This window comes from Achromobacter sp. SIMBA_011, assembly GCF_046535435.1.
Taxonomy (GTDB): Bacteria; Pseudomonadota; Gammaproteobacteria; order Burkholderiales; family Burkholderiaceae_B; genus Achromobacter; species Achromobacter dolens.
Window position 1 is genome coordinate 12,122 of record NZ_JAWRWN010000014.1, and the last position, 13,608, is coordinate 25,729.

Annotated in this window: 14 protein-coding genes; 1 reads left to right on the forward strand and 13 read right to left on the reverse strand. The window is 66.5% G+C overall.

Annotated features, from left to right (window positions below; genetic code table 11):
* Window positions 1-8: 8 nt before the first annotated feature.
* The 7 genes from SB816_RS29095 to rpsP all read right to left on the reverse strand — a co-directional run bounded on the left by SB816_RS29095 (window position 9) and on the right by rpsP (window position 4,943).
* On the reverse strand, window positions 9-740 hold the full coding sequence (locus SB816_RS29095) for an amino acid ABC transporter ATP-binding protein (RefSeq protein WP_024068345.1): 732 nt from the start codon (window positions 738-740) through the stop codon (window positions 9-11).
* Window positions 737-1,390: an amino acid ABC transporter permease gene (locus SB816_RS29100; protein ID WP_006393967.1), complete on the reverse strand. Its 654-nt coding sequence runs from the start codon at window positions 1,388-1,390 to the stop codon at window positions 737-739. Before SB816_RS29100 ends, SB816_RS29095 begins: the two co-directional genes overlap by 4 nt.
* Before the next feature lie 119 nt (window positions 1,391-1,509).
* Entirely contained in the window at window positions 1,510-2,262 is a 753-nt protein-coding gene (locus tag SB816_RS29105; protein ID WP_024068344.1) for an ABC transporter substrate-binding protein, read from the reverse strand.
* Window positions 2,263-2,352: 90 nt separating this feature from the next.
* Window positions 2,353-3,027, reverse strand: coding sequence for a helix-turn-helix domain-containing protein (locus SB816_RS29110; RefSeq protein ID WP_064523196.1), 675 nt, complete (start codon window positions 3,025-3,027; stop codon window positions 2,353-2,355).
* A 152-nt stretch (window positions 3,028-3,179) separates the two neighbouring features.
* Window positions 3,180-3,998 carry a tRNA (guanosine(37)-N1)-methyltransferase TrmD gene (gene trmD, locus SB816_RS29115; RefSeq protein WP_410547930.1) on the reverse strand — a complete coding sequence of 273 codons (819 nt, stop codon included), beginning with the start codon at window positions 3,996-3,998 and terminating at the stop codon, window positions 3,180-3,182.
* The gene (gene rimM / locus SB816_RS29120) at window positions 3,998-4,615 is read right to left on the reverse strand and encodes a ribosome maturation factor RimM (protein WP_410547931.1); all 618 of its coding nucleotides are present in this window, start codon (window positions 4,613-4,615) and stop codon (window positions 3,998-4,000) included. The genes trmD and rimM overlap by 1 nt, the downstream gene beginning before the upstream one ends.
* 67 nt (window positions 4,616-4,682) lie before the next feature.
* Window positions 4,683-4,943: a 30S ribosomal protein S16 gene (gene rpsP, locus SB816_RS29125; RefSeq protein WP_006387841.1), complete on the reverse strand. Its 261-nt coding sequence runs from the start codon at window positions 4,941-4,943 to the stop codon at window positions 4,683-4,685.
* 493 nt (window positions 4,944-5,436) lie between these two features.
* On the opposite strand from rpsP, the gene SB816_RS29130 reads away from it, so the two are divergent.
* Window positions 5,437-6,018, forward strand: a complete 582-nt coding sequence (locus tag SB816_RS29130; RefSeq protein WP_175144029.1) for a hypothetical protein — start codon at window positions 5,437-5,439, stop codon at window positions 6,016-6,018.
* A gap of 77 nt (window positions 6,019-6,095) precedes the next feature.
* On the opposite strand, the gene SB816_RS29135 is transcribed toward SB816_RS29130, so the two are convergent.
* From SB816_RS29135 to SB816_RS29160, 6 genes are all read right to left on the reverse strand, one after another.
* Window positions 6,096-6,365: a sulfurtransferase TusA family protein gene (locus SB816_RS29135; protein WP_175189088.1), complete on the reverse strand. Its 270-nt coding sequence runs from the start codon at window positions 6,363-6,365 to the stop codon at window positions 6,096-6,098.
* A complete protein-coding gene (gene alaS, locus SB816_RS29140) occupies window positions 6,352-8,976 on the reverse strand; it encodes an alanine--tRNA ligase (protein WP_343719395.1) in 2,625 nt (874 codons plus the stop codon). The genes SB816_RS29135 and alaS overlap by 14 nt, the downstream gene beginning before the upstream one ends.
* Window positions 8,977-9,009: 33 nt before the next feature.
* Window positions 9,010-9,447 carry a TrbG/VirB9 family P-type conjugative transfer protein gene (locus tag SB816_RS29145; RefSeq protein WP_372415374.1) on the reverse strand — a complete coding sequence of 146 codons (438 nt, stop codon included), beginning with the start codon at window positions 9,445-9,447 and terminating at the stop codon, window positions 9,010-9,012.
* Window positions 9,448-9,690: 243 nt separating this feature from the next.
* Entirely contained in the window at window positions 9,691-11,031 is a 1,341-nt protein-coding gene (locus tag SB816_RS29150) for an extracellular solute-binding protein (RefSeq protein ID WP_054503929.1), read from the reverse strand.
* Window positions 11,032-11,035: 4 nt separating this feature from the next.
* Complete coding sequence (locus SB816_RS29155) at window positions 11,036-12,292, reverse strand: D-amino acid dehydrogenase (RefSeq protein ID WP_054503930.1); 1,257 nt, start codon at window positions 12,290-12,292, stop codon at window positions 11,036-11,038.
* Window positions 12,293-12,486: 194 nt separating this feature from the next.
* Entirely contained in the window at window positions 12,487-13,533 is a 1,047-nt protein-coding gene (locus tag SB816_RS29160) for a CDP-6-deoxy-delta-3,4-glucoseen reductase (protein ID WP_054503931.1), read from the reverse strand.
* Window positions 13,534-13,608 lie beyond the last annotated feature (75 nt).

The window sequence follows — 13,608 nt, forward strand, 5'->3', positions numbered from 1 at the left end:
ATGGTTCCTCACATGGGATGCAGCACGCGGCGCAGGAAATCCTGCGTGCGCGGGTGCTGCGGCTGATTCAGCACTTCACGGGCGGCGCCCTGCTCCACCATCACGCCGCCGTCAAAGAACATGACGCGGTCGGCAACCTCGCGCGCGAAGCTCATCTCGTGCGTCACGACGACCATGGTCATGCCGGCCTCGGCCAGCTTGCGCATCACGCCCAGCACGTCGCCCACCAGCTCGGGGTCGAGCGCCGAGGTCGGTTCGTCGAACAGGATCGCCTTCGGCTGCATCGCCAGGGCCCGCGCGATCGCCACGCGCTGCTGCTGGCCGCCGGACAGTTGCGGCGGATGGGCGTCGGCCTTGTCGGCCAGGCCGACACTGGCGAGCAATTCACGGCCGCGCTCCAGCGCCTGCGCGCGCGGCTCGCCCTTCACGTAGATCGGACCTTCCACCACGTTCTCCAGCGCGGTGCGATGCGGGAACAGGTTGAAGCGCTGGAACACCATCGCCACCTGCGTGCGGATGGAAACGATGGAGGCCGCATCGCAGTCCACCAGTTCGCCATCCACGGTGATGCGGCCGGCGTTGTAGCGCTCCAGCCCGTTGATGCAGCGCAGGATGGTGGACTTGCCCGAGCCGGATGGCCCGATCACGCATACGACTTCGCCCTTGCTGACCGAGGCATCGATGCCCTTGAGCACCTCCAGCGACCCGAAGCTCTTGCGCACGCCCTTGAGTTCGATCATTTGGCGGCACTCCTCTTTTCCAGATGCCGCACCAGCAGGATCAGCGGCACGCACATCACCAGGTACATCAGCGCCACCAGCGAGAACACGGTGGCGTTCTTGAACGTCGACACGGCAATCAGCTTGCCTTGCAGGGCAAGCTCGGCCACCGTGATGGTGGACGCCTGCGACGAGTCCTTGAGCATCATGATCATGATGTTGCCGTAGGGCGGCAGCACGATCTTGACGGCCTGCGGCAGCACCACGCGGCGCATGGTCATGCTCCAGCTCATGCCCATCGCCATGGCCGCCTCGATCTGGCCGCGGTCGATGGCTTCGATCCCCGCGCGGAAGTTCTCGGCCTGGTAGGCCGAGTAGGCGATGCCCAGCCCGATGATGGCCGCCTGCACCGCCGTCAGGGCGATGCCCATGTCCGGCATCACGAAATAGATGTAGAACAGCAGCACGATGATCGGGATGCCGCGCAGCAGGTTGATCACGCCCGCGCTGAACTTGGACAGGTATTTGTTGCCGGAGACGCGCATCAGCGCCCACACCAGCCCCAGCAGCGTGGACAGGACCAGCGACCCGAGCGTCACCAGGATGGTGAGCTTGGCGCCCTGCAACAGGATCGGCAGGTATTCCGCCGCGTCTTTGAAGAATTCCGTCATGACTCGATTCACCCCAACTGGGCCGCCTCCGGAAACCCGGGACGCGGCCGGTCCGCGCGCCAGGGCGCGCAGTCCGGGCGGACGCCTGCCGCGGCGCCACGCCCGCCATCAAACGGCCGTCAGCCGCCCAGCCCCCACTTCTTCAGGATCTGGTCGATGGCGCCATCGGCCTTGAGCTTGGCCAGCGCCTTGTTGATGCGTTCGAGCAAGGCGGTGTCGTCCTTGCGCGTGGCCAGGCCCAGGCTGCCCATGACGGTGGGCTGGTAGGACTGCGCCATCTTCAGGTTGGGATAGTTGCCCTGGGTCAGGATGTAGGCGGCGATGGGATAGTCCATGAACCCGCCCTGGATGCGGCCGGCGTTGGCGTCGCGCATCATGTCCGGCGGATTGTCGTAGAGCTTCACCTCCTTGAACACGCCGCTCTTCTGGATCGGCTCGACAAAGGCGGTGCCGACCTGCACCCCCACCGTCATGCCCTTCATGTCGGCGAATGACTTGTATTCCTTGTTGTCGCTCTTGAGCACCATCAGGCCTTCGCCATAGCGATAGACCGGCTCCGAGAAACTCACCACCTGCTGGCGCTGCGGCGTGATGAACATGGCCGCCGAGACGATGTCGATGCGCTTGGAAGTCAGCGAACCGATCAGCGCCGAAAACGCCATGGGCTCGATCTGCACCTCAAAGCCAGCCTCCTTGCCGACCGCTTTCACAATATCGACCATCACCCCTTCGATGGAGTTGGTCTTGGTGTCAAGAAAAGTGAACGGACTGCCGGTGGGCGTGGATCCCACCTTCAACACCGTCTGGGCCTGCGCGGCCGTGGCCGTGGACAATGCTGCGAATACAGAGACAACCAGAGTCTTGAATTTCATGACATTTCCTCATCTAGGCAAAGCGTTCCGGAGCGTGCCCGGAAGGCGGATGATCCCCAGTGTCATCGCGCCGATTCACTGCCCGCGCGCTCAAGGCGGCGGTTGCGTCATATCCCCCGCGGCTTGATTGATATTCGAGATGGCCCAGATGACTTCGGTCACCTGCGAGCCGGGATTGCGCCAGCGCCGCGGCGTGCTGCTGGCATAGCAGAAACTGTCGCCCTCCTTGAGCAGCACGACGCGGTCGCCCACCCAGAGTTCGAGCGCGCCCTTGAGCACCACGCCGATCTGCTCGCCCTGCCCGGTCACGAACAGTTCGTTGCCGGTCGAGCCGCCGGGCTCGATGGTGGCGCGGCACAGGTCCATGCTGCGGCACGCGGGCGGCGTGTACATCTCCTTGACGATGCCTTTCTCGCGCAGGTCGATATAGCGGTGCGTGCCGGCGCGGGCGACGCGGCCGCCGTCCTCGCCTTCGGTGTGCTCGGCGTTGCGCAGCAAGGCGTTGACCGACACGCCGAACTCGCGCGCCAGTTGGTGCAGCGTCTTGACCGACGCGGAGCTCAGCCCGCGCTCGATCTGGCTGAGCAGCCCCAGCGACATGCCGCAGGCCTGCGCCACGTCCGCCAGCGAGCGGCCGTGCTGCTTGCGCAACTGGCGCAACTGCTGGCCCAGCCACATGTCGACGGCGGACTCAGGGCGACCCGCCGCCAGCGCTGGCTTGGAGAGCGCGGCGGCATCACGCGGCACGGGAGAGGATCGGCTCATATGAAAATTTCATTTTTATGTAATTTTCAATACTAAGGAGCGCGCCGAGTCGCTACAACCTAGGAGCATCCCTAGGCTGATCGGGTCTTGGAAAATGGGAAAAGGCTTGCGAAGAAAGCCGGCTTGAGTTGGGGGGGGATGCGCCTGCCGGCTCAGGAAGCCTTGGGCTTGGATCCGCGGCGGCGCTTGGCGGGCAGCGGCGGCAACGGCTCGCCGGCCAGCTCGGCCAGGAAGCGCTCGTCGGCGAGCGACAGCCACCCCTGGGCGCGGGCCGACTCGATCAGCTCGGGACGTCGCGCAACGGTCAACGCCAGCGAGCGTTCACGGCGCCAGCGCGAGATGTTGGCATGGTGGCCGCTGAGCAGCGGCGCCGGCACGGGCGCGCCCTCGTAGACTTCGGGGCGCGTGTAATGCGGGCTGTCCAGCAGGCCGGACAGCGTGTCGTTGAAGGAGTCCTGCAACGCGGAGTCGCCGTCGTTCAGCACGCCCGGCAACAGGCGCACCGCGGCGTCGATCACGGCCAGCGCCGCGATCTCGCCGCCGGACAACACGAAGTCGCCCAGCGAGATTTCGTGGGTGACACAACGCTCGATGAAGCGCTGGTCGACCCCTTCGTAGCGACCGCAGATGAGAATCAGGCCGTCGCTGGCAGCCAGCGCCTCGGCGCCGGCCTGATCGTAACGCTTGCCCACGGGTGCGAGTAGCGCCACCGGGGCCGGCCCCAGGCCTTGGGCCGCGCGCGCCGCCTGGGCGGCATTGACGGCGGCTTCCAGCGGAGCGGCCATCATCACCATGCCGGGGCCGCCGCCATAGGGGCGGTCGTCCACGGTACGGTGGGGATCAGTGGTGAAATCTCGCGGATTCCACGCATGCAGCGCCCACCGGCCCTGGGCATGGGCCCGGCCGGTGACGCCGAAGTCGCGCACCACCCCGAACATCTCGGGAAAGAGCGTCACGACATCGATGCGCATCAGAGATCCGCGGGCCAGTCGCTGTCGATGCGGCGCGCGGCCAGATCGACGGCTTGGATGTGCGCGCGCACGAACGGAACGAGCATTTCGGCGGGCTTTCCCTTGGCGTTCAGCAAGGTTTCGGGGCCGTCGGCTCCGACCTTCTGGCGCAAGACCTTCAAGACGGCGTGAGCGCCGTTATCCAGGACCTCGTCCACCACGCCAATGAGCGCGGCGTCGCCGTCCGCCGTGGTGTACAGCGAACAGCCAATGAGATCGACCCAGTAGTATTCGTCTTCCTCGGGCGCGGGGAAGGAACCCCGCGGCGCCTGCACGGAATAACCGCGCAGCGCTTCGGCCTGGTCGCGGTCGGCAATGCCGGCCAACCGGGCCACCACGGTGGCGCCCTGCGAACGGACTTGCACGACCTTGTATGCGACGGGCGCAGACGCGACAGCGCCCCGCGCCAATTCAGGCACAGGGCGAGTCAACCACCATTGAGAAGCTGAGAGCAGCACTTCGGCATTGGCCGAATGCGGCTGCACCTTGACCCAGCCTTTCACACCGTAGGCCGCACTGATGCGGCCCAACTCGATCAAGTCCGCAGGCGCCGCGTTGGAATGTGCGGCATCAGACATGTATCGGGCTATCGGTTTCGTACAGCGTAGCTAGAAACTAGCAGGGTTCAGGCGTGCGACGCAGGCATTAAGCCGCGGCGGAAACCTTGGCCGAGTAGTCCTTGACCAGACGCTCGACGGCCGGCGACAGCTGGGCGCCGTTGCTGGTCCAGTGCTGCACGCGATCCAGCGCGATGCGCAGGTTTTCCGCGCCTTCGTTGCCGACGGGGTTGTAGAAACCCACGCGCTCGATGAAACGGCCGTCGCGACGGTTACGCGAATCGGTGGCCACCAGGTTGTAGAACGGACGCTTCTTGGACCCACCGCGGGCCAGGCGAATCACCACCATAGGTAATCCCTTGAATTAGTTGTGAAAAACGGGAAATTCTAGCACTTAAACAAGCCGACTGGCAAATGCGCATGCTGAATATCGGAAGGCGCGGCGCGATTTATACGCGAAAACACCACATATGCACCACATACGGGTATTCTACAAAATCCGGGCCGGAGCCCGCCGCAGACAGAGTGTAGCCCGTCACGGGCCGCCGTGCTGCGCCGGGGCGCATGAAAATCGCCCGGCGGCGTTGCCGTCCGGGGCGCGCCGCCCGACCGGCACCCTTTGCAAGTGCGTGTGAAGCATTTCCCCGATTGGAGAGATCGGAATGTCATCCTACGCCACATCCGCAAGCCCGCTCCCCCCGGCCGCGCCGCAACGGCGTCGCCCCTCCACGCCCTCACGCACCGCATGCCCGCGCGAACGTCCCCGTTTTCGCAGGGGCTGATCGCGCCCTGTTTCTCCCCAGCGTTTTCCCACAACTTCCTCTACCGGAGGGTGCTACACCATGAAGAACCGTAAAACTGTCTTCACCCCTGTCGCGCGCCTGGCGGCAACAGGTTTGCTGGCGGGCATGCTGGCGCTGCCGATGGCGGCCCAGGCCCGGGTGGTCGGCGCCGCGTTGACCACCGCCACCGGCAAGGTCACCGCGGTGGATCCCGCCACCCGCACCATCACCCTGCAGGGCGCCAATGGCAACGTAGTGGATATCCAGGCCGGATCTAACGTGCGCAACTTCAAGCAAATCAAGCCGGGCGATTCGCTTACGCTGGACTATTACGAATCGGTCGCCATCGACGTGCGGCGCGCGGGTTCCGGCGCGCCGGAGGTGGTCACCGAGACCGCCGCCACGCGTAGCGCCAAGGGCGCCAAGCCGGGTGGCGCGATGGGCCGGCAGACCACCATCACCGCGGAAATCTGGCACATCAACAAGAGCGCCAATCTCGTGACACTGAAGGGTCCGCAAGGCGGCCTGCGCACGATCCAGGTGCAGGACCCCGCCTTGCAGGCCCGGTTGGCGCAGCTCAAGGAAGGCGACCTGGTGGACTTCACCATCACGCAAGCCGTGGCGGCGGCGATTCATAAATAAGGCGCGACGAGCGCCGACAAAAAAGGCCAGCCTGGGGAGAGGCTGGCCTTTTTCATGTGTCGCGCGCAACTGCGTGGCTAGCGGCGGCGCAGGAAATGCACGCCGCGACCGTCGGCCTCGTGTTGCGCGACCAGCACGTTGCCGGTCTGGCGCGAAAAGGCCTGGAAATCGCGGATGGCGTTGCGGTCGGTGGTGACGACACGCAGCACCTGCCCGCTTTCCATCTGCGCCAGGGCCTTCTTGGCGCGCAGGATGGGCAAGGGGCAGGTCAGGCCGCTGGCATCCACCTCCTGGTCGAACGACGGCGCCGTGGCGCCTGACGCGTTGTCTATGTCAGAGGCGCTCATCGACCCACTTCTGCACGCTGGCGATCGCGGCAGGCAGCGCCGCCAGATCGGTGCCGCCGCCCATGGCCATGTCCGGACGACCGCCGCCCTTGCCGCCCACCTGGCTGGCGACGAAGCCCACCAGGTCGCCGGCCTTGATGCGGTTGGTCAGGTCGGCCGTGACGCCGCCGACGACGCTGATCTTGCCGTCGGCCGAGCCGGTGGCCAGCAGCACCACGGCGGGCTTGAGGCGGTCTTTCAGGTTGTCGACCATGCCGCGCAGGGCCTTGGGGTCGACGTCGCCGATGCTGGCGGCGAGCAGCTTGATGCCCTTGACCTCGACGGCCGCGGAGCTGGCCAGGTCGTTGCCGGCACTGGCGGCGAGCTTGCTGCGCGATTGTTCCAGGTCTTTTTCGAGCTGCTTGACCTGGTCCTGCACCTGCGCGATGCGGGCCGGCAGGTCGGCCGGCGTGCTGCGCAGCATGCCGGCCACCTGGGCCAGCAACGCGCTCTGGTTCTGCACCCAGGCCAGGGCGTTGTCGCCCGTGATGGCCTCGATACGGCGCACGCCGGCGGCCACGCCGCCTTCGGACACGATCTTGAACAGGCCGATGTCGCCAGTGCGGCTGACGTGGGTGCCACCGCACAGTTCACGCGAGAAACCGATGTCGAGCACGCGCACGGTGTCGCCGTACTTTTCGCCGAACAGCGCCATGGCGCCGCCCTTGACGGCGTCATCGTAGGCCATGACCTGAGCCACGGTGGGCTGGTTGGCGAGGATCTCGGCATTGACGATGGCCTCGACGCGGGCGATCTGCTCGGCCGTCAGGGGCGCGTCCTGCGCGAAGTCGAAACGGGTCTTGTCGGGGTCGACCAGCGAGCCGCGCTGCTGCACGTGCGCGCCCAGCACCTGGCGCAGGGCCTTGTGCATCAAATGGGTGGCCGAGTGGTTGCGCACGGTGCGGGCACGGCGCACCGCGTCCACGCGCGCCAGCACGGTGTCGCCGACCGCCAGCTTGCCCTCTTCCAGCGTGCCGTGATGGCCGAACACGCCGGACTGGATCTTGAGCGTGTCACCCACGGCGAAACGCACGCCGACCGCTTCGAGCAGACCGGTGTCACCGACCTGGCCGCCGGACTCGGCGTAGAACGGGGTGGCGTCCAGCACCACCACGGCGCTCTGGCCGGCCTGCACCTGTTGCACCTGGGTGCCGTCGACGTACAGGGCCGTGACCTTGACGTTGTCGAGTTCGAGCTTTTCGTAGCCTTCGAAACGCGTTTCCGCGCCTTCGTAGCTCAGGCCTTCGGCCATCTTGAACTTGCCGGCGGCGCGCGCCTGGTCGCGCTGGCGTTCCATGGCGACTTCGAAGCCGGCCATGTCGACGTCGACTTCGCGTTCGCGGCAGATGTCGGCGGTCAGGTCTACCGGGAAGCCGTAGGTGTCGTACAGCGTGAACAGCGTGGTGCCGTCCAGTTGGCCGCCCTTGGGCACATTGGCCAGCGCGCCGTCAAGGATGCGCATGCCGTGTTCCAGCGTTTCGCCGAAGCGTTCTTCTTCCTGCTTGAGCACCTGCGCCACGCGCTCGGCGGTGGCGGCCAGCTCGGGATAGGCCTCGCCCATCTCGGCGACCAGGTCGGGCACCAGGCGGTGGAAGAACGGCTTGGTCTGGCCCAGCTTGTAACCGTGGCGCAGCGCGCGGCGGACGATGCGGCGCAGCACGTAGCCGCGGCCTTCGTTGCTGGGGATGACGCCGTCGACGATCAGGAACGAGCAGGCGCGGATGTGGTCGGCGATGACCTTGAGCGAATTGTTCGCAAGGTCCTTGACGCCGGTTTCGCGCGCGGCGGCGGCGATCAGGTTCTGGAACAGGTCGATTTCGTAGTTGGAGTGGACGTGCTGCAGCACGGCCGCGATGCGCTCCAGGCCCATGCCGGTATCGACACAGGGACGCGGCAGGCGCGGCATGTTGCCGGCGGCGTCGCGCTCGAACTGCATGAACACCAGGTTCCAGATCTCGATGTAGCGGTCGCCGTCTTCCTCGGGCGATCCCGGGGGGCCGCCCCAGATCTCGGGGCCGTGGTCGTAGAAGATTTCCGAGCACGGGCCGCAGGGACCGGTGTCGGCCATCTGCCAGAAGTTGTCCGACGCGTAGCGCGCGCCCTTGTTGTCGCCGATGCGGATGATGCGCTCGGTCGGCACGCCGACTTCCTTGGCCCATATGTCATAGGCCTCGTCGTCTTCCTGGTAGACGGTGACCCAGAGCTTCTCGGCCGGCAGCTTGTAGACCTGCGTCAGCAGCTCCCAGGCGTACTGGATGGCATCGCGCTTGAAGTAGTCGCCAAAGCTGAAATTGCCCAGCATTTCGAAGAACGTATGGTGGCGGGCGGTGTAGCCCACGTTCTCCAGGTCGTTGTGCTTGCCGCCGGCGCGCACGCTGCGCTGCGACGACGTGGCACGCGTGTACGACCGCGATTCCTTGCCCGTGAAGACGTCCTTGAACTGGACCATGCCCGAATTGGTGAAAAGCAGGGTCGGATCGTTGCCCGGCACGAGCGACGACGAAGGAACGATGGTGTGTCCCTTGGACTTGAAGAATTGCAGGAACTGCTGGCGAATCTCGGAGGATTTCATCGTGGATGAAGCAGAATTTAGGCGAATCTTTGATTATAGAGGGTTGTCGGCGCCTTGCGCCGTCGGGGACGACCCGCAGGCGTCGCGGCCTTCCTGGAGCGGACGCGACGCGCGGCGCGCCCGCGCCGCCAGCCGCCCGCCGCGGAACACCAGGGCGTCCCAGCGGCCGGCCAGCACCAGATAGGGATCACGACGCGCGTAAGGCAGCACTCGCATACCGCCGGGATCGACGCCGAAAATGGCCGGCACAGGCTGGTCCGGCGCGAATTGCAGCCAGATTTCGCGGCCGTCGTCGAACACCTGCAACGGCGCCACGGCCGGATCGCCGGAGAGCCGCCAACCGAAATCGTACTCCCGCGACGCGGCCGCGGCCGACCGCCAGGCCGCCTCGGTCGCCGGCCGAGCGGACGGCCAGGCCGCGCATCCAGCCAGGCCCGCCAGCCCCGCCGCCAGGAAGAATCTTCGTACCATCCACGCCACCCTCGTAAAGACGGCGGCCCGGAAGCGGACCGCACCGCCATCATGGTGCAGGCGTGCCGGCCATCCTCACAGACCGGCATGTACGCAGGGAGCAATCCATCCCTCCCCCGCCGGCGCCGCGCAACCTCGCCCCCCCTCCGCGCCGAGGGTCACGGGCATGAAAAAAGCCCGGTTCGGAAACCGGGCTTTCGGATGGCCGGGCGGCGCCGGGGCGCCTGCCCGACGGGCCTGCGATCAACGCTGCGTGGCGATGGCGCGGGCCTGGTTGGCGGCGTTGTTCAGCGCCGACACCGGCGGCGTCTTGCCTTCCAGCGCGTCGTTGAGCTGCTGGTTGAACACGGGCTCGATGCGGTCGTAGTTGGCCATGCGGAAACCGCGGCTGTTGGCGACCGGGCGGGTGCTCATCGAGGCCACCACGGCTTGCGCGCCGGGGATGCTCTTGTAGAACGACACGTCCGAGGCGCGGAACGCGGCTTCGGTCAGCGGCAGGTAGCCGGTGCGCTGATGCCATTCCGCCGCGATCACGGGCTTGGACAGCCAGGCCAGGAACTGCGCCGTGGCCTTTTCCTCGTCCTTGGGACGACCATCCAGGGCCCACAGGGCCGAGCCGCTCACGAACGGCTGGCCGCCGGTCTGGGTGGCCTGGTCGTAATAAGGCAGCGGCGCCACGCCGAAGGCCAGCGACTTGGTGTTCAGGAACTGGCCAAACGAGCCCGAGTTGCCCGTCAGCACCGCGCATTCGCCCTTGGCGAACAGCTTGTCGGCGCTGTTGTCGGCGGTGTGCGCCATGAACAGCAGCGAACGCTTCCAACTGACCATCAGCGAGATGTGGCGCATGTAGAGCGTGTCGAACTGCATCGCCGGCGCCGCGCTCTTCTTGGTGACCGCGTCCAGGCCGTTGTTGTTGCTGGTGTACTGCTGGTTGTTTACCGGCGCCAGGTTTTCCAGGTGAATCGAGACCTGGTCGCTGGAGGCGTAGGGACAGTCGAGGTCGGCCACGTCGCGCAGCTTCAACAGCTCGCCCTGCAGGCCGGTCCAGGTGCGGGCGGGCTTGTTGGGATCGAGGCCGGCCTTCTTGTAGGCGGCGGTGTTGTAGAACATCACCGGCACTTCGGCCATCCAGGGGAACGCCAGCAGGCGGCCCTTGCCGTCGCGCACGAAGCTGCTGGTGGCCGGCACGAACCAGTTCAGGTCCTTGACCGGATACTTGGCCAGCAATTCGTACATCGGCAGGATGGCCTTGTGTTCAGCCACGACTTCCGGCGAGTGGTTGTCGTTCAACTGCACCAGGTTGGGGGCCTTCTTGGCCTTGACCGCTGCGGTGGCTTCCTGCTGCAGTTGCGCCTGCGAGGCGAAGGCGCGCAGGGTCACTTTGACCTGGTCCTGCTCCTTGTTGTACTGCTTGGCGAGCTTCTCGAACTCGGCCTTGTTGGCGTCCGGCAGCGTGTGCCAGACCTGGATTTCGACGGGAGCGGCATGGACCGCGCCCGCGACCGCCATGGCGGCGCCAAAGACCCATGTGCGCCGGCTGGCGAACATCGCGCGGGCAATGCCCGCCAATTGCAATTTCTTCATAGGTTCATAGACCAAGAAAAGGGAATTCCGGTTCTGGACGACGTCCGCTCAGCAGGTCGGCCAGTGCCCGGCCCGAGCCGACGCCCATCGTCCAGCCGAGAGTACCGTGTCCGGTATTGATATACAAATTGGGAATGCGGCTGCGGCCGATGATGGGCACGTTCGAGGGAGTGGACGGGCGCAGGCCCGACCAATAGCTGACGCGCTCGAAATCGAGCGCGTCGGGAAAGAGTTCGCGGGCCAACCGCGTCATGGCTTCGCAGCGACCGGTATTCAGGCCGCGCGAATAGCCGGACAGCTCGGCCGTGCCGGCCATGCGCAGGCGGTCGCCCAGGCGCGAGAACACCACCTTGTGGCTGCTGTCGGTCAGGCTGACCGTGGGCGCGCCACCGGGGTTCAGGACCGGGAAGGTCGCCGAATAGCCCTTGGCCGGGTAGACGTTGCACGGGATGCCGAGCGGGCGCAGCAGCGACGGGCTGAAACTGCCCATGGCCACCACGTAGGCGTCGGCCGCCAGGGCGCCGTAGCGGCCGTCGGGCTCGATCAGTTCGACGCCGCTGACCGCCCCGGCTTCGGTGATGAGCCGGGTGACGCGGGTGCTGTAGCGGAATTCGACGCCGGCGCGCGCGCAGCGTTCGGCCAGCGCGACGGTGAACAGATGCACGTCGCCGCTTTCGTCCTCGGGGGTGTAGTCGCCCCCGACGATGGTGTTGCGATGCGGCGCCAGGGCCGGTTCGATGGCGATGACCTCGTCCGTCGAGACGACGCGGCGCTCGACGCCGAAATCGCGCATCAGGCCGGCAGCGCGCTGCGAGTTCTCGAATTCGTGCTGGTCGCGGTAGAAATTCAGGATGCCGCGCTCGAGGTGGTCGTATTCGATGCCCAGCTCGGCGCGCATGCCGCGCAGCGTGGCGCGGCTGTATTCGGCCATGCGGACCATGGCGCGGATGTTCGGCGCCAGGCGGCCCGGCAGGCACTCGCGCAGGAAGGCCAGGCCCCACATCCACTGGCGCCAGTCCAGTTGCGGGCGGAACAGCAGCGGCGCATTGTCCTGGAACATCCACTTGAGCAGCTTCAGGGGCGCCTGCGGATTGGCCCAGGGCTCCGCATAGGAAACCGAAATCTGTGCGCCGTTGGCGAGGCTGGTCTCCTGGGCGGGTCCGGTGCAGCGGTCGATGACCACGACGTCGTGGCCGGCCTGGCTCAGCCACCAGGCGCTGGAGATTCCGATGATGCCGCTACCCAATACCGCTACTTTCATGCCCGCATTGCTCCCTGCGTACCCGCTGGGCCCGCGGACACGATGTCCGCCTCCCGCGGCAAGCCGCTGCCAAGATGACACCGCAGTTTACCCCGGCGCCCCGCCCCCGCCTACGGCCGATTCCATCAAAAAAAGGGAAGGAACCCGCCACCGCCGGATTGCTTCCCTTTTGCGTCATGCGCCGTCCTGCTGATTCAGGGCGCGGCCTTTGCCAGATCGGCCTCGGACGTGAAGGCATCGGCGTAGAACTCTTCCGGAGGCAGGCCGCACTGGGCGCTGAATTCGCGCCGGGCGGCGTCCACCATCGGCGGCGCGCCGCAGGCGTAGACCTGATGGCCCGACATGTCGGGGATGTCCTGCAGCACGGCCTCGTGGACGAAGCCGTCACGGCCGCTCCAGCCGTCTTCCTCGAGCGCATTCGACACCACGGGCACGTAACGGAAATCCGGCAGGTCGCGGGCCCACGACTTCGCCAGTTCGTCCATGTACAGGTCGCGCGGGCGGCGGCCGCCCCAGTACAGCGAGACCGGCCGGCGGATGTTCTTGTGGATCATATGCTCGACGATGGCCTTGACCGGCGCGAAGCCGGTGCCGCTGGCCAGCAGGATGATCGGCTTGTCGCTGTCTTCGCGCAGGAAGAACGAACCGAACGGGCCTTCCAGGCGCAGGATCTCGCGCTCTTTCATCTGCGTGTCGCCGGCGCCGAACACGTGGTCGGTGAACACGCCGCCCGGCAGGTGACGGATGTGCAATTCCAGCGGGCTGCCGGTGTGCGGCGCGCCGGCCATGGAATAGCTGCGGCGACGGCCATCCTTGAGGATGACTTCGATGTACTGGCCGGCGTAGTAGCGGAACTGCTCCGAGGCGGGCAATTGCAGCTTGAGCACGATCACGTCCGGCGCCGCGCGTTCCATCGTCTGCACGCGCGAAGGCAGCTTGCGGATCTGGATGTCGCTGGCCAGGCGCACTTCGGTGGACTCGACCACCAGGTCGGAGGCGGGCCGGGCCTGACAGAACAGGGTGTAGCCATCGGCCAGTTCCTCGGGCGACAGGATCTGCGCGGGGTACTGGCCGGCGTCGAACTCCCCGGACACCACTTTGCCCTTGCAGGTGGAGCAGGCGCCGTTGCGGCAACTGTAGGGCAGCACGATGCCCGCGGCCAGGGCGCCGTCGAGCACGGTCTGGCCGGGCTCGACCGGGAATTGATGCTTGCTGGGTTGGATGATGACCTGGAAGCTCATGATGAAACGTATCAGGGGGGATCAGGGTTGACGGCGCTCGCGGGACCCGCCCACGGCGCGCCGCCCGGCCCGGCC